Source organism: Serratia sp. SA088, from assembly GCF_049065515.1.
Taxonomy (GTDB): Bacteria; Pseudomonadota; Gammaproteobacteria; order Enterobacterales; family Enterobacteriaceae; genus Serratia; species Serratia nematodiphila.
Map to the genome: position 1 here is coordinate 62,038 of NZ_JBAKGW010000011.1, position 22,556 is coordinate 84,593.

The 22,556-nt window shown below is 60.4% G+C and carries 17 protein-coding genes and 1 pseudogene; 7 read left to right on the forward strand and 11 right to left on the reverse strand.

The window, feature by feature from the left end; genetic code table 11:
* Nucleotides 1-7: 7 nt before the first annotated feature.
* A complete protein-coding gene (locus ACOWVD_RS22410; RefSeq protein ID WP_072022355.1) occupies nt 8-541 on the reverse strand; it encodes a type IV secretion protein Rhs in 534 nt (177 codons plus the stop codon).
* Between the two features lie 273 nt (nt 542-814).
* On the opposite strand from ACOWVD_RS22410, the gene rluF reads away from it, so the two are divergent.
* Nucleotides 815-1,684: a 23S rRNA pseudouridine(2604) synthase RluF gene (rluF, locus tag ACOWVD_RS22415; protein WP_021504493.1), complete on the forward strand. Its 870-nt coding sequence runs from the start codon at nt 815-817 to the stop codon at nt 1,682-1,684.
* A 138-nt stretch (nt 1,685-1,822) separates the two neighbouring features.
* Here rluF and ACOWVD_RS22420 read toward each other — a convergent pair whose 3' ends face one another.
* Together ACOWVD_RS22420 and ACOWVD_RS22425 are read right to left on the reverse strand one after the other, a co-directional pair.
* A complete protein-coding gene (locus ACOWVD_RS22420; RefSeq protein WP_421079858.1) occupies nt 1,823-4,900 on the reverse strand; it encodes an autotransporter outer membrane beta-barrel domain-containing protein in 3,078 nt (1,025 codons plus the stop codon).
* Between the two features lie 194 nt (nt 4,901-5,094).
* Entirely contained in the window at nt 5,095-5,409 is a 315-nt protein-coding gene (locus tag ACOWVD_RS22425; RefSeq protein WP_015378764.1) for a hypothetical protein, read from the reverse strand.
* Nucleotides 5,410-5,584: 175 nt separating this feature from the next.
* On the opposite strand from ACOWVD_RS22425, the gene ACOWVD_RS22430 reads away from it, so the two are divergent.
* Entirely contained in the window at nt 5,585-6,217 is a 633-nt protein-coding gene (locus ACOWVD_RS22430) for a response regulator transcription factor (RefSeq protein WP_049242138.1), read from the forward strand.
* Complete coding sequence (locus ACOWVD_RS22435; protein ID WP_164095085.1) at nt 6,214-7,995, forward strand: hybrid sensor histidine kinase/response regulator; 1,782 nt, start codon at nt 6,214-6,216, stop codon at nt 7,993-7,995. Before ACOWVD_RS22430 ends, ACOWVD_RS22435 begins: the two co-directional genes overlap by 4 nt.
* A gap of 162 nt (nt 7,996-8,157) precedes the next feature.
* Here the strand turns inward: ACOWVD_RS22435 and ACOWVD_RS22440 are convergent.
* The 3 genes and pseudogenes from ACOWVD_RS22440 to guaB all read right to left on the reverse strand — a co-directional run.
* Nucleotides 8,158-8,289: pseudogene (locus tag ACOWVD_RS22440) on the reverse strand (type II toxin-antitoxin system Phd/YefM family antitoxin); the annotation flags it as partial.
* 213 nt (nt 8,290-8,502) lie between these two features.
* On the reverse strand, nt 8,503-10,080 hold the full coding sequence (gene guaA, locus ACOWVD_RS22445; protein WP_021504498.1) for a glutamine-hydrolyzing GMP synthase: 1,578 nt from the start codon (nt 10,078-10,080) through the stop codon (nt 8,503-8,505).
* A 103-nt stretch (nt 10,081-10,183) separates the two neighbouring features.
* Entirely contained in the window at nt 10,184-11,647 is a 1,464-nt protein-coding gene (guaB, locus tag ACOWVD_RS22450) for an IMP dehydrogenase (RefSeq protein ID WP_004941460.1), read from the reverse strand.
* Between the two features lie 170 nt (nt 11,648-11,817).
* On the opposite strand from guaB, the gene xseA reads away from it, so the two are divergent.
* Nucleotides 11,818-13,194 (forward strand): exodeoxyribonuclease VII large subunit, encoded by a 1,377-nt coding sequence (xseA, locus tag ACOWVD_RS22455; RefSeq protein ID WP_197843100.1) that lies wholly within the window; start codon nt 11,818-11,820, stop codon nt 13,192-13,194.
* Between the two features lie 3 nt (nt 13,195-13,197).
* Here xseA and ACOWVD_RS22460 read toward each other — a convergent pair whose 3' ends face one another.
* A complete protein-coding gene (locus ACOWVD_RS22460; protein WP_164095086.1) occupies nt 13,198-15,564 on the reverse strand; it encodes a TIM-barrel domain-containing protein in 2,367 nt (788 codons plus the stop codon).
* A gap of 11 nt (nt 15,565-15,575) precedes the next feature.
* The gene (locus ACOWVD_RS22465) at nt 15,576-16,886 is read right to left on the reverse strand and encodes an MFS transporter (protein WP_048325200.1); all 1,311 of its coding nucleotides are present in this window, start codon (nt 16,884-16,886) and stop codon (nt 15,576-15,578) included.
* A 358-nt stretch (nt 16,887-17,244) separates the two neighbouring features.
* Here ACOWVD_RS22465 and ACOWVD_RS22470 point away from each other — a divergent pair, with 358 nt between their 5' ends.
* The 3 genes from ACOWVD_RS22470 to ACOWVD_RS22480 all read left to right on the forward strand — a co-directional run bounded on the left by ACOWVD_RS22470 (nt 17,245) and on the right by ACOWVD_RS22480 (nt 19,757).
* The gene (locus ACOWVD_RS22470) at nt 17,245-18,327 is read left to right on the forward strand and encodes a LacI family DNA-binding transcriptional regulator (protein WP_004941451.1); all 1,083 of its coding nucleotides are present in this window, start codon (nt 17,245-17,247) and stop codon (nt 18,325-18,327) included.
* Nucleotides 18,328-18,390: 63 nt separating this feature from the next.
* Nucleotides 18,391-19,416 (forward strand): M4 family metallopeptidase, encoded by a 1,026-nt coding sequence (locus ACOWVD_RS22475; RefSeq protein ID WP_021504502.1) that lies wholly within the window; start codon nt 18,391-18,393, stop codon nt 19,414-19,416.
* Complete coding sequence (locus ACOWVD_RS22480; protein ID WP_004941448.1) at nt 19,416-19,757, forward strand: protealysin inhibitor emfourin; 342 nt, start codon at nt 19,416-19,418, stop codon at nt 19,755-19,757. The genes ACOWVD_RS22475 and ACOWVD_RS22480 overlap by 1 nt, the downstream gene beginning before the upstream one ends.
* Before the next feature lie 4 nt (nt 19,758-19,761).
* Here the strand turns inward: ACOWVD_RS22480 and ACOWVD_RS22485 are convergent, their stop codons facing one another.
* The 3 genes from ACOWVD_RS22485 to der all read right to left on the reverse strand — a co-directional run bounded on the left by ACOWVD_RS22485 (nt 19,762) and on the right by der (nt 22,543).
* Nucleotides 19,762-19,983, reverse strand: a complete 222-nt coding sequence (locus ACOWVD_RS22485) for a zinc ribbon domain-containing protein (protein WP_004941446.1) — start codon at nt 19,981-19,983, stop codon at nt 19,762-19,764.
* A gap of 13 nt (nt 19,984-19,996) precedes the next feature.
* The gene (locus ACOWVD_RS22490) at nt 19,997-20,953 is read right to left on the reverse strand and encodes an AEC family transporter (RefSeq protein WP_164095087.1); all 957 of its coding nucleotides are present in this window, start codon (nt 20,951-20,953) and stop codon (nt 19,997-19,999) included.
* A 99-nt stretch (nt 20,954-21,052) separates the two neighbouring features.
* Nucleotides 21,053-22,543, reverse strand: a complete 1,491-nt coding sequence (der, locus tag ACOWVD_RS22495; RefSeq protein WP_004941442.1) for a ribosome biogenesis GTPase Der — start codon at nt 22,541-22,543, stop codon at nt 21,053-21,055.
* Nucleotides 22,544-22,556: the final 13 nt, after the last annotated feature.

Below are 22,556 nucleotides of genomic sequence, written 5' to 3' on the forward strand. Positions count from 1 at the left end.
GCTCCCCTCATCCCTTAATAATTTTTTGATAAAGTGCATGAATGTCACGCAAACTATCGGTTCCCCTGTACTTGCCCACTCGTCCAGGACGTTGATAATAACGCCACGTTTCAATACCATAAACCAACAGCAGCCAGTAATCAGCAAAAATCGAAGCTTGTTGCTCCAGCGAGTAATCAGTAATTTTATTCTTATCAAGACGATAGTTGTACTCAGCCGCCCAACTAAACAACCCACGCATTCTTACCCATTGTCCATGCTGATGCTGCCATACATGCCCCAACTCATGGATGAAAAGATGTTTTTCTTCTATCAGAACCGTGTTATCAGAAAAATCGTCTTTATAGAGTTCCCTCCGTAACCATAACTCGCCATTAGGTGCCATGGCATAACTTCTGTTTTGTAAGCCAAACGGGAAATAGCTATCACAGTGTATCCATACACGACCATATATAATTGAGCTTCCATATATATGGCGAGCCAATTTAATTTCCCCCATGGTCATACGTCGTAACGTCCCTTCCTCGGCTAATGCGTTCATTTATCCCTCCTTGAATTTATCAATATCCTAATGCTTTTCTAAAATGAATCTATACATGAACGCTTAAATGGTTTAATTTGGCACAATCCATTTATAACCTGAATAATTTGCAGAAAAATCCTCATCGATTTTCTATAATTAATTAAACAAAAAAAACATATTGCAAATACCTTTGTAGTAGCCGCGGTCAGGATACCCTTATCCAGCCCCCCTGCATGATTCGCTTCGCAGCGTCATCCGGGTAATGTATAGTCCGCGTTTTACGGAGATCCCATGCTGACCAACTCATCCATTCGTTTGAACAAATACATTAGCGAGAGCGGCATCTGCTCACGCCGCGACGCCGATCGATACATCGAACAGGGCAACGTTTTCATCAACGGTAAACGCGCCACCGTTGGCGCCCAGGTATTTGCCGGCGATGTCGTGAAGGTTAACGGTCAGCTGATCGAACCGCGCAATGAAGAAGATCTGGTGCTGATCGCGCTGAACAAACCGGTCGGCATCGTCACCACCACCGAAGACGGCGAGCGCGACAACATCGCCGACTTCGTCAACCACAGCAAACGCATCTTCCCGATCGGCCGCCTGGACAAGGATTCGCAGGGACTGATCTTTCTGACCAACCACGGTGACCTGGTCAACAAGATCCTGCGCGCCGGCAACAATCACGAGAAAGAGTATCTGGTGACGGTCAACAAGCCGGTGACCGACGAGTTTATTCGCGGCATGGGCGCCGGCGTGCCGATGCTGGGCACCGTGACCAAAAAGTGCAAGGTGAAGAAAGAGGCGCCGTTCGTGTTCCGCATCACGCTGGTGCAGGGGCTGAACCGCCAGATCCGCCGCATGTGCGAACACTTCGGCTACGAGGTCACCAAGCTGGAACGCACGCGCATCATGAACGTCAGCCTGAAAGGGTTGCCGCTGGGCGAGTGGCGCGATCTGACCGATGACGAGCTGATTGAGCTGTTCAAACTGATTGAAGGCTCTTCGTCCGAGGCCAAGCCGGCGAAGAAGGCCCCGGCCAAATCCGCCGCGGCGAAAAAGCCGAGCGCCGGCGGGCCGAAAAGCGCCGACAAAGCCGCTGCGCCGGCCGGCCGCAAGCGCTTTACCCAGCCGGGGCGCAAGAAAAAAGGGCGTTAAACGCCTTCCCCCGTTCAGCCCGCCGTTGCGCGGGCTTTTTTATCGTGAAAGTCAGCCACAGGCCGCCGCTGAGTTCTCACCATAAAAAAGGCCCGCATCATGCGGGCCCGTCGGTACCAGAGAAGTCTAGAGGGAAAATCAGAACGACCAGCGCAGGTTGGCGTTGACCGAATTAACGCGGGTATCGGCGCCGAATTGCCCCTGATAGCCGACATCCAGCGTCGCAGCGCGCGACAGCTTCACGCTCACGCCGATATCGCCCACCATCACGTTGTCATCCACGGCCTGGCCCTGTGTGACGAACGCGTCGCTGCCGGCAAACGCCATGCGCGATGAGGTGTTCTTATCGCCGTAGGCATGCTGCCAGCCGAGCGAGCCGTAGAGGCTGACGTTCTTCGGCAGTTCGGTCACGCCGCGCACCCCGAGCGTGGAGTAGAAGGTGTTCATCGTTTCATTGCGCACGCTCAGCGCCGCCGCGCCACCCGACTCCTGGAAGCTGTCGGTATGCAGTCGGATGTAGCTCAGGTTGATGAACGGTTCGACGTTCATCTCCGGCTGGCCGAAACGGTAACCCGCTTCGGTGAACGCCAGCAGCGAGTTGGCGTCGTAATCCGACTTCAGCCGATCCGAGAAGCCGCTGAAATCGACGTTGCGCTTGCCTTCAATCTTGTGCCAGGTGTAACCCAACGCGCCGCGCAGCGAGAACGCATCCTGCTGCCCGGCCGCATACAGGCCGAGGTGGTAGTTGTCGGTATCGGCCTTGGAACGGCGGCTGTCGACGTCATAGTCGCCGCGGCTGTAACCGAAGTAACCGCCGATGCGCACGTTATGGTCCGCCAGTTTGCGATCCGCGCCCAACAGGAAGCCGGTGGTGTTGCCATCCAGCTTGCCCACGTTGCCGTTGCCGCTGTTTCTGCCCCAGGAACTGAAGGTCTGCCCCCAGACGCCGCTGTTTTGCGCCTGCGCCGGTTGCACCAGCGACATCGCCAACGGCGGTACCGGCAGACTGTCGTTGTCGAACAGGCGCAGCATGCGCTGGTTCAGCACATTGAACAGCTGGGTGCTGCCGGCGATCAGGTTAGACTGCATCGACGGATAGACTTCGCCGGACAGCTGATTGAACGCCTCGCGCGCTTCCGGCGCGCTCAGCAGCAGCAGCGAGTTGTACAGCGCCAGCGAAGGTCCGCTCTGCGTCAGCGTCGAGAGCGCGCCGGCGGTATTCCACTGGTTGCCGCTCTCGGCCACCGTTTGGAAAATGCCCGGCTTGCCGCTGCCTGGATTCTCGCCCCCCGGATTTTCCCCGCCTGGGTTTTCTCCGCCCGGGTTCTCGCCCCCAGGATTCTCACCGCCCGGGTTTTCTCCGCCCGGGTTCTCGCCCCCAGGATTCTCACCGCCCGGGTTTTCCCCGCCCGGATTCTCGCCTCCTGGATTCTCACCACCCGGATTTTCACCGCCCGTATCTTTCTGCGCGATGGTCAGATCCACGGCGTTGGCGCTGTGGTTCAGCGCCACATCGAGGAAGGCAGACTTGGAGACCGCCGACGCGAACTGGCCGTCAATGCCGCCGTCCGAGGTCAGAATGCGGTAGCTTTGGCCGGTTTTATAGCTGGTTTGCGGATCCAGCGCCGTCACCTGCACTTTGGCCTGATCGCTGATGGTGGTTTTGCCCGCCACCAGCAGCTGGTCGCTGCGGCCGTCGCCGGCGATATCAACGTCGTAGAAGGATTCGCCGATAAAGTTCAGGTAGCGTTTCAGCGTCAAGGTGCCGATATTGCCGTCGCCGGGCGAGATATGACCGCCGGACTGGATCTCGGTCTGGCCCAGCGTGCCGTTGCCGCCCAGCGTGCCGCCGGCCTTGATCGACGCGGCGCTGCTGTAACCCTGCCCGTTATTGACGTCGGAACCCGCCGTCGCATTCAGGATCAGCGTGCCGCCGTTCTCGGCGCCGAGGGTTTGGATCTCGAAGATGTCGTCTTCTTTCTGGGTATTGATGTCGCTGGCGATGATGAGCTTGCCGCCGCGCGCGGTGACGTTCGCCTGCAGCTCAGAGAGATCGCCGTTCAGCGTCGTGTGCCCGGCGCTGTTGATCACCTCGCCTTCGCCGCTCATCTTGTTGCTGAAAACGTAATTGCCGTCGGTATGGTTAAAGTACACATAGCTGCGGAACAATCCGCCCCGCAGGGCGATCGCCGTCTGGGCATCGATGGCTCCAGCAGCGCCCGCCGCGCCGAGCGTCGGCTCGGTCAACCCGGTGCCGGTGTCCATGTTGCCGCGGCTGCCGATAATCAGCGCGCCGCGGTTCGAGCCGGAACCGGTCTCGCCCAGCACCACTTCGTTGCCGCCGGCGGAGAATGTCCCGCCGTCCATGACCGCCAACACGCCGTTGCCGTAATCGCCGACGTTGACGCTGCTGCCGCTGGTAAAGCGCGAGCCGTTGCCGGCGACCACCAGCTCAGCGGTTTTACGCGCGCCCGAGACACCCGCCACCTGGATGTTGCCGACGTTGACCGCAGCGCCGTTCAGCACGTCCAGATCGCCGTAGAGCGTGAGCGCGCGGCCGACGTTCCACTGGGAATTGGCCCCGGTGACCGTGGCTTTCGGGCTCAGCGTATCGGTCTCACCCGGCCCGCTGCCATTGCCGATGCGCGCGTCAAAGGCGGTGTTCAGCACCGCGCCGTCTTCGATCGCCAGCGTGGATCGCGCCCCTAAATCGGTGCCGACACTGAGAAAATTGCTGGTGACGCGAGAACCGGCGCCGGTGGCGATCAGGTGGCTGTCGTAGCCACGGGTGGTGCCGACCACGATCTCTTTCGCGCTGGCCAGCGCGCCGTCTTCAACCCGCAGCGTGCCCCGCCCCAGATTCAGGCCGCCGCGCAACACGAACTGATCGTTCACCGCGTTCAGCTCGGCGTTCGGCCCGCGAACCGTGACCACGCTGTCGTGAATTTGGCCGTTGAACATCCGGCCGATATTGATGTTATAGGCGCTGATCTTGCCATTCTCGATCAGCAGGTTGCCGCTTTGATTACGGCCGACGTAAACGTCCCCGGTGTAGGCCAATGATTCGGTAATTTTTGAGTCGCCGTCAAAAATGGCATCGTCTGCGCGAGCGAGATCGGCGGGCGCCAGCATCAACAACGGCGCGGAAAATAGAGCGAGGTAAAGTTTGGAAAGCGGTGTTCTAACCGCTAAAGGGTGCGATGTTTTGTCATTCACGGGCTATCTCCGTACTCGTTAGCGTGATGTCGCGAAATTTATTGTTATAGGAAACTCAATACACTAGAGGAGAAGTGAGGCATTATTTCGCGCACGCCGGTTTAGTGATCGTCGAAGCAAAAGCTTATTGCCCCCCGGCGCTGACCCTCCGACGATGAAAAACCAGGAAGCGGTAATACCGCCCCCAAAGCGAATTATTTATGCGTGACCACCGGCGTACAGGTCGGCGCGCTCAGCGACGGCGACGAACCTAAAATTCCCGGCATCATCAGCGACGAGCAATCGAAAATGCGGCCTTTTTCCGTGGTGGCGCGATATGAAAGTTTTTGGCCGCCCAGCGCATCCGGCTGTGCGCCATTGACGTTGGTCACGGTAATTTCGTCCGACGATCCCAGCCCCAGCATTTTGGCGGTTTCCGCCTGCAGTAATGGAATGGCCTGATCGGTTTTCAGGGTGGAACAACCGGCTACCATCATCGTAACGGTTAAAGCGATAAGTGGTTTCTTCATAAATTATCCTTTATAACCAATCAGTTAAAATTACCGATTAGCTTTATGTTTTCTCTTATCCAAATCCTCGAATAATATATTTCCCTTTCCTAAACGAAAAAACCCTCCTAAAGTAGGGAGGGTTGATAATAATTCATCAGACCTATCTGATATTTGAAGGCGAAAGGAGAATCCTTTGGGGCAGGATTATGCGTTGGTCGTTGATGACCATCCATTGGTAGCAAGCGGCATCGCCAATTTTCTCAGCACGCATTGCCGATTCAAACAGGCGCATGTGGTGACCAATGAAGAGAATTGCTACCGCCATATTAGGGAAAATGGCCCACCGCGTTTACTGGTGATCGATTTTTGGCTTTCTTCCGGTACAGCGTTGAAATTACTCAAAGAAGTAAAACAACGTTATCCGCAAGTGCGGATTTTGGTGGTCAGCGGTGACGAGAATAACGATATCTGGCAGAAAGTTAACAATGCCGGCGGGCATGGGTTCGTGTTAAAAAACGAACCGCCTGAATTATTCGCCAGGGCGGTTTTTGCGCTGAGTAATAATCAGGATTGGTTCCCTGACTGTAATGAAACCAGCATTAGAAGCCATCATGAGCACTTAAATAAATTCAATTTAACGCCGAGGCAAATCGACGTATTAACTATGATGCTGCGCGGCCTGCCAAATAAAAGAATTGCGACGCAACTGTCTATTTCCGAACCCACCGTCAAAGAACATATCAGCAATATATTGAAAAAGATCGGCGTCAACAGCCGGGTGGAAGCCATCACGCTGTTGCACGGCAAGCGGGATCCGTCGTCATGAGGTTTTTCCAGCATTTACAAAATGATGGTATCTCCCCACGCGCGCAGATCCGCCTGCTGGACAACACCTTCATGCGGCTGGTGTTCAGCTTCACCGCCGTGCCTTTCGTCGGCATCCCATTCGCCATCTGGATTTATTTGCTGGGTGATGAACTCGGCCCAACCATTACCTGGATCATGGTTTACCTGCTATGCGCCGTGGCGATCCGAATAGGACATCGGCGCTACCTGTGCGAAGCCAAAGAGAATGATGAAGACGCCGTGCTGCGCCGCTGGCTGCCGCGTATTAATAAGGTGGCCTTTATTCACGGCTTGGGGATCTCCTCACTCTATTTAATTACCCCGCAGACCCATAACTTTGACTTTTTCCTGCTGCTCAATATCAGCATCGCCGCGATCGTCGCCGCCAACGCAACGCACCTGACGCCGGTCATCAGCACCTTTACCCGCTTTTTCTTCGCCTCCTGGGGGCTGCTGAACCTCGGCATCATCTGGCGGCTGGAAGACGTGATGTTCATCGTGCTGATGCTGAACTTGCTGTACGGCCTCGCCATTTACCGCCACGCGTTAACTTCGCATGCGTTCTTTATTCAGCAGGCGCTGCTCGAAGAACAAAGCTCGCGCCTGGCGGAGCAATTCCGTCAGGCTAAAGAAGAGGCGGAACAGGCGCTGCTGGATAAGAACCAGTTCCTGACCACCGCCAGCCACGATCTGCGCCAGCCGGTGCACGCCATGGGCTTTCTGATCGAGGCCATCATCCACAAAAACCGCGACGACAGCCTGACGCCGCAGCTGCTGGATCTGCAGCAGAGCGTGCGCTCGGTGCATCTGATGTTCAATTCGCTGCTCGATCTCAGCAAGATCGAATCCGGCAACGTGCGCACCGCCGCCACCCATGTGGATATCGGCGCCCTGCTCGACTCAGTGATCACCCTGTTCCGCGAAGAGGCCAACAGCCGCACCCTGGCACTGCGCACCTGGCGGCCCAAACGGCGCATCAGCGTGATGGGCGATCCGCTGCTGGTGAGGCAATCGCTGATCAACCTGATCCAGAACGCCCTGCGCTACACGCAACGGGGCGGCGTGCTGATCGCCATCCGCCCGCGCGGCGCCGAGTGCCTGGTGGAAGTGTGGGACACCGGCGTGGGCATCGCCGACGAAGAGAAAAGCAAAATCTTCTCCCCTTACTACCGCCCCGAGCTGGCGTGGAAAATCGACAGCGCCGGCCACGGGCTGGGGCTGGCGGTGGTGGCGCGCTGCGCCAAGCTGATGAAGGTGAAGTACGGCATGCACTCCGTCGAAGGCAAAGGCTCACGCTTCTGGATGCGCTTCACGCAATATCTCGGCGAAGACAAAGCGCCGGAGATCGCGGCGACGTACGACAACACCGCCACGCCCACCCGCTACGCGCCGCTGCGGGGATCCTGCCTGGTGGTGGACGACGATCCCTTGGTGACCTCCGCCTGGGAAAGTCTGATGAGTACCTGGGGCATCACCGTGCGCTGCGCGGCCTCCGCCGAGGAAGCCTTCGCCATTGTCGACGGCGGCTTCACGCCGTTCGCCGTGCTGTGCGACCAGCGCCTGCGTTCCGGCGAGAGCGGCTTCGACATCCTGCAGGCATTGTTCGAACGCCTGCCGGACGTAAGCGGCGCCATGGTCAGCGGCGAGTTCAATTCACCGATCCTGCAGGAGGCCGAGCAGGAAGGCTATCTGGTGCTGCGCAAGCCGCTGGAGCCGGCCAGGCTGCATGCGCTGTTGACGCAGTGGGGGGCGGGCTAGCGCATATTGAGGGCTATCAGGCCATGATTAAACGCTTAAACAGCAGCTGCTGGATATCCGGCCGATGTGACAATGGAGTCAATACAGCGCCTTACGGTACGCGTGTACTCCAAGGCCACCCGCTGTTCCATTGCAATCCCTTAATGCTGAGCACTGTAGTGCTTAAAGCCCATCCAACAGCGGTTCCTTCGAGAATACGCGCCCTTCCGCTTTATCCTTCTCTGACAGCGTTAGCAATTTCAGCAGAGCAATGGCGTTCTCTCGCTCCTGCTGCTCATAGGATTCTATAACGTAGTTGATGGTCTCTACTTTCATTATGCCCCCTGGTGCTACCAATCATACCAAGGTCCGAACATAGGCCATATTTAGACCACAAACAATAATCTGCTTTACCCATGACTGGAACCAGGCGGAAAAGATATGGCCATATAAAGAAAAACCCTCTGTAAAAACAGAGGGCTTTAGTCACTAAGGCCTGGTTACTAACAGGCTGCAGGAAGTGTCAAATCACTCCCACTCGATCGTCGCCGGCGGCTTGCCGCTGATGTCGTACACCACGCGGGAGATGCCGTCCACTTCGTTGATGATGCGGTTGGAGACGCGGCCGAGGAAGTCATACGGCAGGTGCGCCCAGTGCGCGGTCATGAAGTCGATGGTTTCCACCGCACGCAGGGAGACCACCCAGTCGTATTTGCGGCCGTCGCCCATCACGCCGACCGAGCGCACCGGCAGGAACACGGTGAACGCCTGGCTGACTTTGTTGTACAGATCGGCTTTGTGCAGCTCTTCGATGAAGATGGCGTCGGCGCGGCGCAGCAGATCGCAGTACTCTTTCTTCACTTCGCCCAGCACGCGCACGCCCAGACCCGGGCCCGGGAACGGGTGACGGTACAGCATGTCGTACGGCAGGCCCAGCTCCAGGCCGATCTTGCGCACTTCGTCTTTGAACAGCTCTTTCAGCGGCTCAACCAGGCCCAGCTTCATCTCTTTCGGCAGGCCGCCCACGTTGTGGTGCGACTTGATCACGTGCGCTTTACCGGTGGCGGAAGCGGCGGATTCGATCACGTCCGGATAGATGGTGCCCTGCGCCAGCCATTTCACCTGCTCTTGCTTGCAGGCTTCTTCGTCGAACACTTCAACGAACACGCGGCCGATGATTTTACGCTTGGCTTCTGGTTCGTCCACGCCCGCCAGTGCGGTCAGGAAGCGGTTTTCCGCCTCAACGTGCACGATGTTCAGGCCGAAGTGGTCGCCGAACATTTCCATCACCTGCTTGGCTTCGTTCAGGCGCAGCAGGCCGTTGTCGACGAACACGCAGGTCAGACGCTTGCCGATGGCGCGGTGCAGCAGCATCGCGGTCACAGAGGAGTCTACGCCGCCGGACAGGCCGAGGATCACGTGGTCTTCCCCCACCTGCTCGCGGATGCGCTCGACCGCATCTTCGATGATGGTGGCTGGCGTCCACAGGGCTTCACACTGACAGATGTCCAGTACGAAGCGCTCCAGCATACGCTGCCCCTGACGGGTGTGGGTCACTTCCGGGTGGAACTGCACGCCGTAGAAGCGTTTTTCTTCGTTGGCCATAATGGCGAACGGGCAGGTATCGGTGCTGGCGACGGTCACGAAGTCGGACGGGATCGCGGTCACTTTGTCGCCGTGGCTCATCCACACGTCCAGCAGCGGTTTGCCGGCCGGGCTGATGGCGTCTTCGATGTCGCGCAGCAGCGCGCTCTCGTTGACGATTTCCACCTGCGCGTAGCCGAACTCGCGTTCGTTGGAACCCTGCACATGGCCACCCAGCTGCATCGCCATGGTCTGCATGCCGTAGCACACGCCCAGCACCGGCACGCCGGCGTTGAATACGTAGTCAGGGGCGCGCGGGCTGCCGGCTTCGGTGGTGCTTTCCGGGCCGCCGGACAGGATGATGCCGCTTGGGTTGAATTCGCGGATCTGCTCTTCGCTAACGTCCCAGGCCCACAGTTCGCAGTAAACGCCGATTTCGCGCACGCGGCGGGCGACCAGTTGGGTGTATTGCGAACCGAAGTCCAGTATCAGGATGCGATGCTTATGGATATTTTGTGTCATGTGAGGCGAATTCCAGCAACAAGAGAAAAAGAGCGAAAATGTATGTTTTCGGGATGGGGCTTGGCGCCCCACCCCGGCCTCTCACTCAGGAGAGGTTAAGGCATTAGCCCATGCGGTAGTTCGGTGACTCTTTGGTGATGGTCACGTCGTGCACGTGGCTTTCCTGAATGCCGGCGCCGCTGATGCGCACGAACTCCGCTTTGGTGCGCAGATCGTCGATGGTGGCGCAGCCGGTCAGGCCCATGCAGGAGCGCAGGCCGCCCATCTGCTGGTGCACGATGGCTTTCAGCATGCCTTTATAGGCCACGCGGCCTTCGATACCTTCCGGCACCAGTTTGTCGGCGGCGTTATCGGTCTGGAAGTAACGGTCGGAAGAGCCTTTGGACATCGCGCCCAGCGAGCCCATGCCGCGGTAAGATTTGAACGAACGGCCCTGATACAGCTCGATTTCGCCCGGGGATTCTTCGGTGCCCGCCAGCATGGAGCCAACCATCACGCAGGATGCGCCCGCGGCGATCGCTTTGGCGATGTCGCCGGAGAAGCGGATGCCGCCGTCGGCGATAACCGGGATGCCGGTGCCTTCCAGCGCTTCCACCGCGTCGGCGATGGCGGTGATCTGCGGCACGCCCACGCCGGTCACGATGCGGGTGGTGCAGATGGAGCCAGGGCCGATACCCACTTTCACCGCGCTCACGCCGGCTTCAGCCAGCGCTTTGGCGCCCGCGGCGGTCGCGACGTTGCCGCCGACGATCTGCAGATCCGGGTATTTGGCGCGGGTTTCGCGGATGCGCTGCAACACGCCTTCGGAGTGGCCGTGCGAGGAGTCGATCAGCAGCACGTCAACGCCCGCCGCCACCAACGCGTCGACGCGCTCTTCGTTGCCGGCGCCGGCGCCGACCGCCGCGCCCACGCGCAGACGGCCGTGCTCGTCTTTACAGGCGTTCGGCTTACGTTCCGCTTTCTGGAAGTCTTTAACGGTGATCATGCCCAGCAGGTGGAAGCTGTCGTCCACCACCAGCGCTTTTTCTACGCGCTTTTCGTGCATCTTCTGCAGCACCACGTCGCGCGCTTCACCTTCTTTCACGGTGACCAGGCGATCTTTCGGCGTCATCACCGCAGTGACCGGCTGGGTCAGATCGGTCACGAAACGCACGTCGCGGCCGGTGATGATGCCGACCAGCTCGTTGTCTTCGGTAACGACCGGATAACCGGCGAAGCCGTTGCGCGCGGTCAGCTCTTTCACTTCCTGCAGCGTGGTGGCCGGAGTAACGGTCTGCGGGTCGGTGACTACGCCGCTTTCATGTTTCTTCACGCGGCTGACTTCTTCAGCCTGGCGCTCGATGGACATGTTTTTGTGGATGAAGCCCAGGCCGCCTTCCTGCGCCAGCGCGATGGCCAGGCCGGATTCGGTAACGGTATCCATGGCTGCGGACAGCATAGGGATGTTCAGGCGGATGGTTTTGGTCAGTTGGGTGCCGAGCTCTGCGGTGTTAGGCAGAACCGTGGAGTGGGCTGGAACCAGGAGGACGTCGTCAAACGTCAGAGCTTCTTTAGCGATACGTAGCATGGGCAATATCTCACCAGGGTGGGCTGTGAAAAAGATAAAATATTGCCGCGGCATTATACAGAGCGGAATCGGTTGCCTCCAGCACTTTCTTACAAAAAGTCTTGATTACCTTTTTCAGCCATGTAGTATCGACCAATTAAGTGATTGTTTTGAAATTTGATCTGGGTCACATGTCGCTACCTGTTTCGCCTTCCATTTTTACCGTAAGCCGCCTGAATCAGACGGTTCGCCAACTGCTGGAAATGGAAATGGGGCAGATTTGGCTCTCCGCCGAGATCTCCAACCTCTCCCAGCCCGCCTCCGGCCACTGGTATTTCACGCTGAAAGACGATCGCGCCCAGGTGCGCTGCGCGATGTTCCGCAACAGCAACCGCCGCGTCACCTTCCGGCCGCAAAACGGCCAACAGGTCCTGGTGCGCGCCAGCATCACGCTGTATGAACCGCGCGGCGACTACCAGCTGATCGCCGAGAGCATGCAGCCCGCCGGCGACGGCCTGCTGCAGCAACAGTTCGAGCAGTTGAAACAGCGCCTGAGCGCCGAAGGGCTGTTCGATCAGCAGTTCAAGCAGCCGCTGCCCGCGCCGGCCAAACGCGTCGGGGTGATCACCTCCGCCAGCGGCGCGGCGCTGCACGATATCCTGCAGGTCTTGCAGCGGCGCGATCCATCGCTGCCGATCGTCATCTACCCCACCTCGGTGCAGGGTGCGGAAGCGCCGATGCAGATCGTGCGCGCCATCGAGGCCGCCAACCGCCGCGATGAATGCGACGTGCTGATCGTCGGCCGCGGCGGCGGTTCGCTGGAAGATCTGTGGAGCTTCAACGACGAACGCGTGGCGCGAGCGATCTTCGCCAGCCGCATTCCGATCGTCAGCGCCGTCGGCCACGAAACCGACGTCACCATCGCCGACTTCGTTGCCGACCTGCGCGCGCCGACCCCATCCGCCGCCGCCGAACTGGTGAGCCGCAATCAGCTTGAGCTGTTGCGCCAGCTGCAGTCGCAGCAGCAGCGGCTGGAGATGGCGATGGATTACTACCTGGCGCAGCGCCAGCAGCAGTTCACCCGCATTCACCACCGTTTACAGCAGCAGCATCCGCATCTGCGCCTGGCGCGCCAGCAGACGCTGCTGTTCAAGCTGCAGCGCCGGATGGAAGACGGCATGCAGCAACAGCTGCGCCTGGCCGCCCGCCGCAGCGAGCGCGCCCAGCAGCGGCTGGCGCAGGTGCAGCCGCAGGGCCGCATTCACCGCTACCAACAGCGCGTGCAGCAGCAGGAATACCGTCTGCAGCAGGCGATGGAGCGGCAGCTCAACGCCTACCGCCAGCGCTTCGGCGTGGCCTGCAGCCAGCTGGAGACCGTCAGCCCGCTGGCGACGCTGGCACGCGGCTACAGCGTGACGCAAACTCCGCACGGCGAACTGCTGAAAACCACCAAGCAGGCGCAGGTCGGCGAACTGCTGAAAACCCGCCTGCAGGACGGCTGGGTGGAAAGCGAAGTGAAAACCATCACCGTCGCCAAAAAGCCGCGCAAGAAACGCGCGGCCGAATAGCCCCTACCCCAGCGTAAAGCGCTCGCCCGGTTCGCCGTTCACCCACAGCGCGCGCGTTTCGCCTTCCGGCAGGCTGAGCGTCAGCGTGCGCCAGGCCGGGCGGAAACGCCCTTCCGTCGCGATGTCCAGCATGATGCGCTGATGGTCGCAGCGCATTTCCCAGCGCAGCCACAGCGCATCGCCCTGCCGCCAACCTTCGCTTTCGCCGTCGTCCTCAAACAACAGCCCGCTGCTCACGCCGCAGCCCTTGAGCGGAAACAGCCGCAGCTCGCGCCGATCGTCGGCGGCCACGTCGACATGCGCCAGCCGCTGCGACAACGGCAGCGCCGCCCCGGCGCGCACCAGCAGCGGCAAACGCTCCAGCGGCGCCGCCAGCGTCACCGTCTGGCCACCGCCGAACCACTGGCCGCTGTAGAAGCAGTACCAGCCTTCGCCGTTGTCCGGTAGATATACCGAACGCCAGCGCTGCCCCGGCTCCACCACGCTGGCCACCAGCAGATCGCGGCCGATCAGAAAATCGTCGTTCTCGCCGAAGGTGCGCACATCCTGTTCGTGATCGAGAAAAGTCGGGCGCAGCATTGGCTCGTCGTCGGCGCAGGCCTGCCACAGCAGAGTGTAGAAATACGGCAGCAGCCGGTAACGCAGGTTGATCGCCTCACGTACCGCCGGGGTAGCGCTCGGGTACATCCAGGGCTCATTGACCGTGGCGTCGTCGTTCCAGGAGTGGATGGTGAAACGCGGATGCATCACGCCGTTTTGCACCCAGCGCACCAGCAGCTCCGCGTCCGGTTTGTCGCCGGAGAAGCCGCCGACGTCGTGGCCGAGGTTATACAGCCCGGACAGGCTCATGCCCAGCCCCATGCGGATGTTGTAGCGCAGCGTCTGCCAGCTGGTGCGGTTATCGCCGCTCCAGGTCTGCACGTAGCGCTGCATGCCGGCGCAGCCGGAACGCGAGATCAGGTACGGCCGCTTCTGCGGCGCGAAGCGCTGCTGGGCCTCCATCGAGGCGCGCATCATCAGCAGCGGCATCACCGGGCGGATGTGCTTGATGGCGATCGGCCGCCCGAAGCCGTGACAGCGCGCTTCGCCGTCCCACACTTCGTACTCGTTGTTGTCGTTCCAGGTGGAATCGATGCCCATCTCCAGCAGCTGCTGCGTGACGCCCTGCTGCCACCAGCGCACCGTCGCCGGGTTGGTGAAGTCGAGGTGCGATCCTTCGTCGTCCCAGAAGCTGGAGCGTTCCGGCGCGTCGCTTTGCGAATCGCGGATAAACAGCCCCTGCGCCGCCACCTCTTGATACTGCGGATGATCCTGCAGCAGGCACGGTTTGATGTTGGCCGCCAGCCTGAGGCCGGCGTCGTGAAACGCCTGGCTGAGCAGCTTGGGCTGCGGCACCTTGTCGTAATTCCAGTTGAACACGTAGCGTTTGTGGTTGATCGAGGTGTAGCCCGACGACAGCTGGAAGGAGTCGCAGGGAATGGCGTGCTGGCGGCACAGCGCAATGAACTGCTGCAGCTGCTGCTGGGCGTCCGGCGCGTCGGTATAATGCATGGTCGAGCCGCTGTAGCCCAGGCTCCACTTCGGCCCGAAGTGGGTGCGGCCGGTCAGGCGCACGAAGGCCTTGGTGACGTCCAAAACCTTCGGCCCGAGGAACAGGTAGTAATCCAGATCGCCCGCTTCGGCCTGATAGCGGCGATAGGCCGCGTGGTAATTGTCGATCTCGTTGCCCAGATCCAGCCAGCAGCTGCTCAGGTTGTCGTAGAACAGACCGAAGCTCGCCTCCGGCCCACGGGTGATGGTGAACGGAATGTGCTTGTACAGCGGATCGGTGCTGGCGGCGTTGTACCCCATGGCGTCCAGGTTGCGCATCTCGAAGCGGCGGCCGGTACGCTCCAGATCGCCGGCTTTCTCCCCCAGGCCGTAATAGCGCTCATCGGCAAAACGCCGCTGGTAGTGCGCCACGCCGTCGCCGTGCGCATTGAGCAGGTAGGCGCTGGTCGGCCGATCCGCCGCCAGCGGCCGCCACTCGCCGGCGGCATTGCAATGCTCCCATTCCAACCACAGCGGCTGATGCACCGTCACGCGCAGCAGCGGCGTGCTGACCACCAGCCGATCGCCCGCCTGGCGCAGCTGATAGCCCGGCAGGCTGAAACCGGCGACGCTGAGCCGATCGCGCCCCTCCCAGGGCACATCGTTCTGCGGCGCGATGCTCCAGGTGCGATCCAGCGCCAGCTCGCCCTCACGTTTGATCAACACGCGGAACAGGCCGTCTTCCAGCACGTACAGGCAGAAACGATGGCGTTCATCGACCAGCAGCTCGACATGATCGGCATGCTGCGCCGCCAATGTCCAATTTTTCAAGGTTTTCATAAAGATTCCATTTAGCTGTGTGAAGGGGTTTTCTTACCGCCGCGCTCGGCGATCAGGGCAATCAGGAACACAGCGCCGATCAGATCGAAGAAGCCCATCGCGATGAACAGCGGGTTGAAGCCGATGGTGTCGGATACCGCGCCGATCAGCAGCGTGAACAGGAAGCTGGCGATCCAGGCGCTGGAGCCGCGCATGCCGTTGACCGTCGCCATCTGGTTTTTATCGAACGACTCCACCACCAGCGCGCTGAGCATGCAGGAGATCACCTGATGGCCGAAACCGCCGATCGAGATCAGCGCGATCGCCACATAGGGATCTTGGGTGATCGCCACGAACGCCAGCGACACCATCAGGAAAGCGCCGGTCACCGAGCTGGCGACCACCGAGTTGACGCGGCTGCAGCCGAACCATTTGCGGTACAGGGTGGTGAGATAGCCGCTGGCGACGCTGCCGATATCCGCCGCCAGGAACGGCAGCCAGGCGAACATCGCGATCTGCTTCAGATCCATGCCGCGTTCGGTGGCCAGGTACAGCGGCACCCAGAAACTGAAGACCGCCCAGGCCGGCTCGGCGAGAAAGGCCGGGATGGCGATGCCGTAAAACTTCTTGTTCTTGCACAGGCTGGCCAGCGAAGTGAAAAACGGCAGCTTCGGCAACACCGGCTCGTTGTCTTCGCGGATCAGATCCAGCTCTTGCTGGCTGAGGTTCGGGTGCTGCTGCGGCGAGTGGTAGAACAGCCACCACAGCACGACCCAGATCAGCGCCAGCCCGCCGGAGAACAGGAACGCCCCCTGCCAGCCGAAGGAGACGTGAGCGATGACGATGATCGGCGGCGCCAACATGGCGCCGATGGAGAAACCGACGCCCGCCCAGCCGGCGGCGATCGGCCGCTCCTTTTTCGGGAACCAGTCGGAGATCGCCTTGGCGTTGGCCGGGGTAGCCGCCGCCTCCGCGCCCCCCATGAAGAAGCGCAGAATGGCCAGTTGCAGCCAGCTGCCGGCGCCGGCGTGCAGCATGCATACCACCGCCCAAATACCGGCGCAGATCAGAAAGCCCATCTTCAGGCCGATAACGTCGATCAGCCAGCCGCAGATCGGCTGGAACACCGTGTAGGCCAGCTGGAACGACGCCACTACCCAGGCATATTGCTCGGTGCTCATGTTCAGGCTGGTTTTCAGCTCCGGCGCCAGAATGCCCAGCGAGTTGCGGGTAATGTAGTTGACCGTGACGCCCAGCAAGAACAGCGCCAGCATCCACCAGCGCAGCGATTTGAACTTGCGCCGGCCGCTCTGCGCGACCGTCTGATTGATCTCCACACTCATCGGTTATCTCCCCGCGGCCGCCTGTGACAGCGACGCGCGCATTGGTAAGGTACGTTGCGCTATCAAAAGGGGACGTTGAACACAGGCCAACGTTCGCATAACAGACCGGCAGTCCATCACAACCCCATGATTTATTTTTTGTTTTCTTTTTCGCACACCGTTAAAATTGGACTGACATGTCCCAAAATTGGTGTACCAATGCAGACTACTCAGCGATAGCGCACAGCGAAACGGGGTTTTTTGCAAAGATTTTCACAGGCGGGTGAAAAAATAGTCATAATGGCCGATAAATCCGGTCAAGACGCTGAAAATCCGCAGTGAAAATATTCTCATGGACGAATTTGAAGGAGATCACAAAATGAACGGAAAGCTGAAAATCCAGGAGATCGCCCGCCAAACCGGGCTGTCGATCAGCACCGTTTCCCGCGTGCTGGCCGGCAAGGCCAACACCAGCGCCGAGGCGCGCCGCAAGGTGCTGGACTGTGCGCAGCAAAACGGCATTCTGCAGGGCATTTCCAGCGGCCGGCTGATGCTGAACAACGTGATGGTGTTCGCGCCGCAGCGCGCGTTCGACGTGCGCACCGACATCTTCTACTACAAGGTCATTCAGGGCATTGCCGCCGCGCTGATGGAGCATGAGGTGCGCATCCGCTACTGCGGGCTGGAAGAGCAGCGCAGCGACGGCGCGCTGTTTCTGGAAAAGATGAGCGATCCGCACACCGAAGCGGCGCTGATCATCGGCATCGACGACGAGCATATCCACACCCTGGCGGCCGATCTGCACAAACCTTGCGTGCTGATCAACTGCAGCGATCGGCAGATGCGGCTGGACAGCGTCTCGCCGGATCATCAGTTGATCGGCGATTACTCCGCCAGCTACCTGTTCCAGCAGGGGCACAGCCATATTCTCAACCTGCAGTGTCTGCGCCGCCACACCATGGAGCTGCGGCTGGCGGGCATCCGGCAAGCCTACGCGCGGCATCATCTGCCGTTCGACGACGGCCGCCATCTGGTCACCACCTCCGGCTTCGGCAGCGAAGAGGCCGAGCAGGCGCTGACCACCTATCTCGATGGCATCCACGGCCACGCCCCGCTGCCGACGGCGATCCTGGCCGGCGGCGACTACATGGCGGTCGGGGCGGTCAAGGCGCTCAACAAGCGAGGGCTGAACGTGCCGGGCGACGTGTCGGTGATGAGCACCGACGGCTTCAACCTGGCGGAAATCCATGACGTGCCGCTGACCTCGGTGCAGGTGCCGCGCGACGAACTGGGTTACGAGGCGATCCAACTGCTGCAGCGGCGCATGCTGCGCGCCGACGCGCCGCCGTGCAATCTGCTGCTGCACGGCCGGCTGGCGGTACGCGCCTCGGTGCGGCGCATCAGCCCGCACAAGACTGCGCCGGCGGTGAGCACGCATGACCACAGGCTTTATGACGAGTAGGCTACACTTAGGCACAGTGCATTCATTCGATGAGGTAAAATTTTTTGCCTAAGGAGAGCCACTATGCCAGCCCAGCGCATGCGTTCCGTCATTCCTCCCTACATGCTGCGCCGCATCATTGAACACGGCAACGCCCCGCAGCGCGACTGCGCGCTGCACACCCTGAACCACGTGCAAAGCCTGCTCGGCAACAAGCCGCTGCGTTCACCGACCGAGAAAAACGCCCGAGCCGGCGAAGCGCTCCGCGATATCTACGACGCCCAGAACGGCACCCAACTGCCCGGCAAACAGGTGCGTAAAGAGGGCCAGCCCAGCAACCACGACGTGGCGGTGGACGAAGCCTACGACTACCTCGGCGTCACCTACGATTTCTTCTGGCGGGCCTACCGCCGCAACTCACTGGATAACCAGGGGCTGCCGCTGGTCGGCAGCGTACACTACGGCAAGGAATACCAGAACGCTTTCTGGAACGGCCAGCAGATGGTGTTCGGCGACGGCGACGGCGAGATTTTCAACCGTTTCACCATCGCCATCGACGTGGTCGGCCACGAGCTGGCGCACGGCGTGACCGAGAGCGAAGCCGGGCTGATCTACTACCAGCAGTCCGGGGCGCTCAACGAATCGCTGTCCGACGTGTTCGGTTCGCTGGTCAAGCAGTTCCACCTGCAGCAAACCGCCGATAAAGCCGACTGGCTGATCGGCGCCGGGCTGCTCGCCAAGGGCATCAAAGGCAAAGGGCTGCGCTCGATGTCGGCGCCCGGCACCGCCTACGATGACCCGCTGCTGGGCAAAGACCCGCAGCCCGCCAGCATGAAGGATTATATCCAGACCAAGGAAGACAACGGCGGCGTGCACCTCAACTCCGGCATCCCCAACCGCGCCTTCTACCTGGCGGCGACGGCGCTGGGCGGCTTCGCCTGGGAGAAAGCCGGCTACGTCTGGTATGACACGGTATGCGACAAAGCGCTGCCGCAAAATGCCGATTTCGCCACCTTCGCCCGCGCCACGGTGAAACATGCGCAAGCGCGTTTCGACCAGAGCGTGGCGGACAAGGTGCAACAAGCCTGGCATCAGGTGGGGGTGGAATAATGAAACCGCTGCCGACGCTCAATCAGGATACGGTCATTGAGCTGGCGCGCGAGGGAGGCTTCGCCTACATTCCCAAACTGGCGGGCCAGCGCCGCATCGCGCTGGCCGATATCACGCCGGAGCAGCGGCAGCGCCTGAATCAGCTGCTGAACCAGACGCTGCCTTATGCGCAGGAAGAAGGCCAGCCCAACTCCCCCGGCTGCGGCGACCAGCGCTACTACCGCATACAGATCAACTACACCAGCCCCACCCTGAGCACCGAGATCGTGCTGTTAATCCCGGAAAGCAGCGCGCCGCAGGCGCTGGTGGATCTGTGGAAAACCGGCCAGGTGGATGAGTGAGGGCTTACAGCGGCTGATAGCTGAAATTCACCCGTTTTTTGGAGATCAGCCCGTGCCCGTTCTGGCACAGGTAATCCACCGCCCCGCAGGCCTTCAACTCTTGCAGCGGCTGCCCGCACTCCGGGCAGCTCGCCAGCTGCCGATAATCGCGCTGACAGGCGGCACAATGGTAGTGACCCGCTACCCAATTCATGGTCTGACGACAGTGCGGACAGTGCGCGTCCATAACGACTCCCAGGTTAAATCGCGCCCCATGAGCGCAAAAAATAGATCCCCAACGCGGTGGTGAAGAACGAACCGACGGTGGTGATGGCGATAATATTGGCCGCCAGCGTGGCGTTGCCGCCCATGGCGCGCGTCATCACATAGCTGCCCGAAGCGGTCGGCGTGGCGGAAAACAGGAAGATGATGCCCAGCGCCGCGCCGTGAAACCCGCACAGCCAGCCGGCCAGCGTCATCAGGAACGGCACCAGAAACAGCTTGGCCGCCGACGACAGCGCCGCCACGTTGGACGAGCGGAACATGGCGCGAAAATCCAGGCTGGCGCCGGTGCACAGCAGCGCCAACGGCAGCGACAGCGCGGAGATATAGCTGCCGGTCTGGCGGATCACGGTCGGGATGCCCAGCCCGGTTTGCGCATACAGCAGCCCGCACACCAGGCCGATGATCAGCGGATTGGTGACGATGCTGCGCAGCAGCGACAGGTGGCTGATTTTCTTGCCCTGCCCGCCCTGCAGGCTGCGCGTGAGGGTGATGACCGACAGTATGTTGAACAGGATCACGGTCACCGTCAGGTACAGCGAGGCGAGCGCAATGCCTTCGCTGCCGTAGGCGGTCATGGCGTAGGCCAGACCGACGATGGCGGTGTTGGCGCGGAAGCCGCCCTGTACGAATACCCCGCGCTCACGCGGTTCTTTCACCACCCACCTGGCCGCCAGCTCCAGCAGCAGGAAGGTCGCCAGCGTGCCGACCGCGCCGAACAGCACCAGCGGCAGATTGCCGAGCAGCTGCGGATGGTTGGTGGCAATGCTGAAAAACAGCAGGCACGGCAGCGCCAGATTGAACACCAGGCGGGTCGCACCGTCGACGAAGCGGTCATCCATCAGGCGCCAATGGCGCAGCAGGATCCCCAGCAGCATCATCAGCAGATTCGGCACGGTGACGTCGAACGCAAAACTCCAGGTTTCCCAGGACATGGTGTTCCTTCAGACAGGCGAGGTAATCTTCAGATAATAAAACGATTTCGGGCCAATAAAAAAGGGGCGCGGCATCACTGCCGCGCCCCTCATGAGCGATTACTTGCTCTTTTTCAGGTGGCTCATCAGGCGCTTGCGCTTACGCATCTGGGTCGGCGTCAGCAGGTTGCGTTTGCCGGCAAACGGGTTGTCCCCCTCTTTGAACTGGATGCGGATCGGGGTCCCCATCACATTCAGCGAGCGGCGGAAATAGTTCATCAGATAGCGTTTGTACGAATCGGCCAGATCGCTGACCTGGTTGCCGTGGATCACCACGATCGGCGGGTTGTAACCGCCGGCATGGGCATATTTCAGCTTCACGCGGCGGCCGCGCACCAACGGCGGCTGGTGATCGTCAACCGCCATCTGCATGATTTTGGTCAGCATCGAGGTGTTTACGCGGCGGGTTGCGCACTCGTAGGCTTCCTGTACCGATTCGAACAGGTTGCCGACGCCGCTGCCGTGCAGGGCGGAAATGAAGTGCACGCGCGCGAAGTCGACGAAGCCCAGACGCAGATCGAGCATCTCTTTCACGTGCTCGCGATCTTCTTCGCTCATGCCGTCCCACTTGTTGACCGCAATCACCAGTGAGCGCCCACTATTGAGGATAAAGCCGAGCAGAGAGAGATCCTGATCGGAAATGCCTTCACGCGCGTCGATCACCAGCAGCACCACGTTGGCGTCTTCAATCGCCTGCAGAGTCTTGATCACCGAGAATTTCTCGACAGTTTCGGTCACCTTGCCGCGTTTGCGCACCCCGGCGGTGTCGATCAGCACGTATTCGCGTTCGTCGCGCACCATCGGAATGTAGATGCTGTCGCGGGTGGTGCCCGGCATGTCATACACCACCACGCGCTCCTCGCCGAGGATGCGGTTAGTGAGCGTAGACTTACCGACGTTCGGGCGGCCGACGATCGCCAGCTTGATCGGCAGATCCTGCGGATTGAACGCTTCTTCCGGCTCTTCGTCTTCTTCGCCTTCCAGCGTTTCGCCGTTTTGCTCGGCCCAGTAAGCGGCGTTGGCCTCTTCCTCGGTCAGCTCGACGTCTTCCGGTTTTTCCGGCACGAACGGCACCAGCACGTGTTCAATCAGCTGGGTCACACCGCGGCCGTGAGAAGCGGCGATAGCGAACACTTCACCCAGACCGAGCGAGTAGAAATCGGCGGTGGCGGTGTCCGGATCCAGGCCGTCGGTCTTGTTGGCCACCAGGAAGGTCGCCTTCTGGCGGCTGCGCAGGTGCTGGGCAATGCCCTGATCCGCCGGCATCAGGCCGGCGCGGGCGTCGACCATGAACAGCACGATGTCCGCTTCTTCGATCGCCAGCAGCGACTGGCCGGCCATGCGCGTTTCTACGCCGTCTTCGGTGCCGTCGATGCCGCCGGTATCGACGATGATGAATTCATTGCCTTCGATTTCAGCACGACCATACTTGCGGTCACGCGTCAGCCCCGGGAAATCCGCCACCAGCGCATCGCGCGTATGGGTTAAACGGTTGAACAAGGTGGATTTACCCACATTCGGGCGCCCGACCAGCGCGACGACAGGTATCATTGTTGAAGCCTCA

What these genes read in the sequence shown, in the direction of transcription:
- guaB (WP_004941460.1), bottom strand. Translation starts at nt 11,647, where the DNA reads ATGCTACGTATCGCTAAAGAAGCTCTGACGTTTGACGACGTCCTCCTG.
- ACOWVD_RS22410 (WP_072022355.1), bottom strand. Translation starts at nt 541, where the DNA reads ATGAACGCATTAGCCGAGGAAGGGACGTTACGACGTATGACCATGGGG.
- ACOWVD_RS22480 (WP_004941448.1), top strand. Translation starts at nt 19,416, where the DNA reads ATGAAACCGCTGCCGACGCTCAATCAGGATACGGTCATTGAGCTGGCG.
- ACOWVD_RS22485 (WP_004941446.1), bottom strand. Translation starts at nt 19,983, where the DNA reads ATGGACGCGCACTGTCCGCACTGTCGTCAGACCATGAATTGGGTAGCG.
- guaA (WP_021504498.1), bottom strand. Translation starts at nt 10,080, where the DNA reads ATGACACAAAATATCCATAAGCATCGCATCCTGATACTGGACTTCGGT.
- rluF (WP_021504493.1), top strand. Translation starts at nt 815, where the DNA reads ATGCTGACCAACTCATCCATTCGTTTGAACAAATACATTAGCGAGAGC.
- xseA (WP_197843100.1), top strand. Translation starts at nt 11,818, where the DNA reads ATGTCGCTACCTGTTTCGCCTTCCATTTTTACCGTAAGCCGCCTGAAT.
- ACOWVD_RS22465 (WP_048325200.1), bottom strand. Translation starts at nt 16,886, where the DNA reads ATGAGTGTGGAGATCAATCAGACGGTCGCGCAGAGCGGCCGGCGCAAG.
- ACOWVD_RS22425 (WP_015378764.1), bottom strand. Translation starts at nt 5,409, where the DNA reads ATGAAGAAACCACTTATCGCTTTAACCGTTACGATGATGGTAGCCGGT.
- ACOWVD_RS22460 (WP_164095086.1), bottom strand. Translation starts at nt 15,564, where the DNA reads ATGAAAACCTTGAAAAATTGGACATTGGCGGCGCAGCATGCCGATCAT.
- ACOWVD_RS22475 (WP_021504502.1), top strand. Translation starts at nt 18,391, where the DNA reads ATGCCAGCCCAGCGCATGCGTTCCGTCATTCCTCCCTACATGCTGCGC.
- ACOWVD_RS22470 (WP_004941451.1), top strand. Translation starts at nt 17,245, where the DNA reads ATGAACGGAAAGCTGAAAATCCAGGAGATCGCCCGCCAAACCGGGCTG.
- der (WP_004941442.1), bottom strand. Translation starts at nt 22,543, where the DNA reads ATGATACCTGTCGTCGCGCTGGTCGGGCGCCCGAATGTGGGTAAATCC.
- ACOWVD_RS22490 (WP_164095087.1), bottom strand. Translation starts at nt 20,953, where the DNA reads ATGTCCTGGGAAACCTGGAGTTTTGCGTTCGACGTCACCGTGCCGAAT.
- ACOWVD_RS22435 (WP_164095085.1), top strand. Translation starts at nt 6,214, where the DNA reads ATGAGGTTTTTCCAGCATTTACAAAATGATGGTATCTCCCCACGCGCG.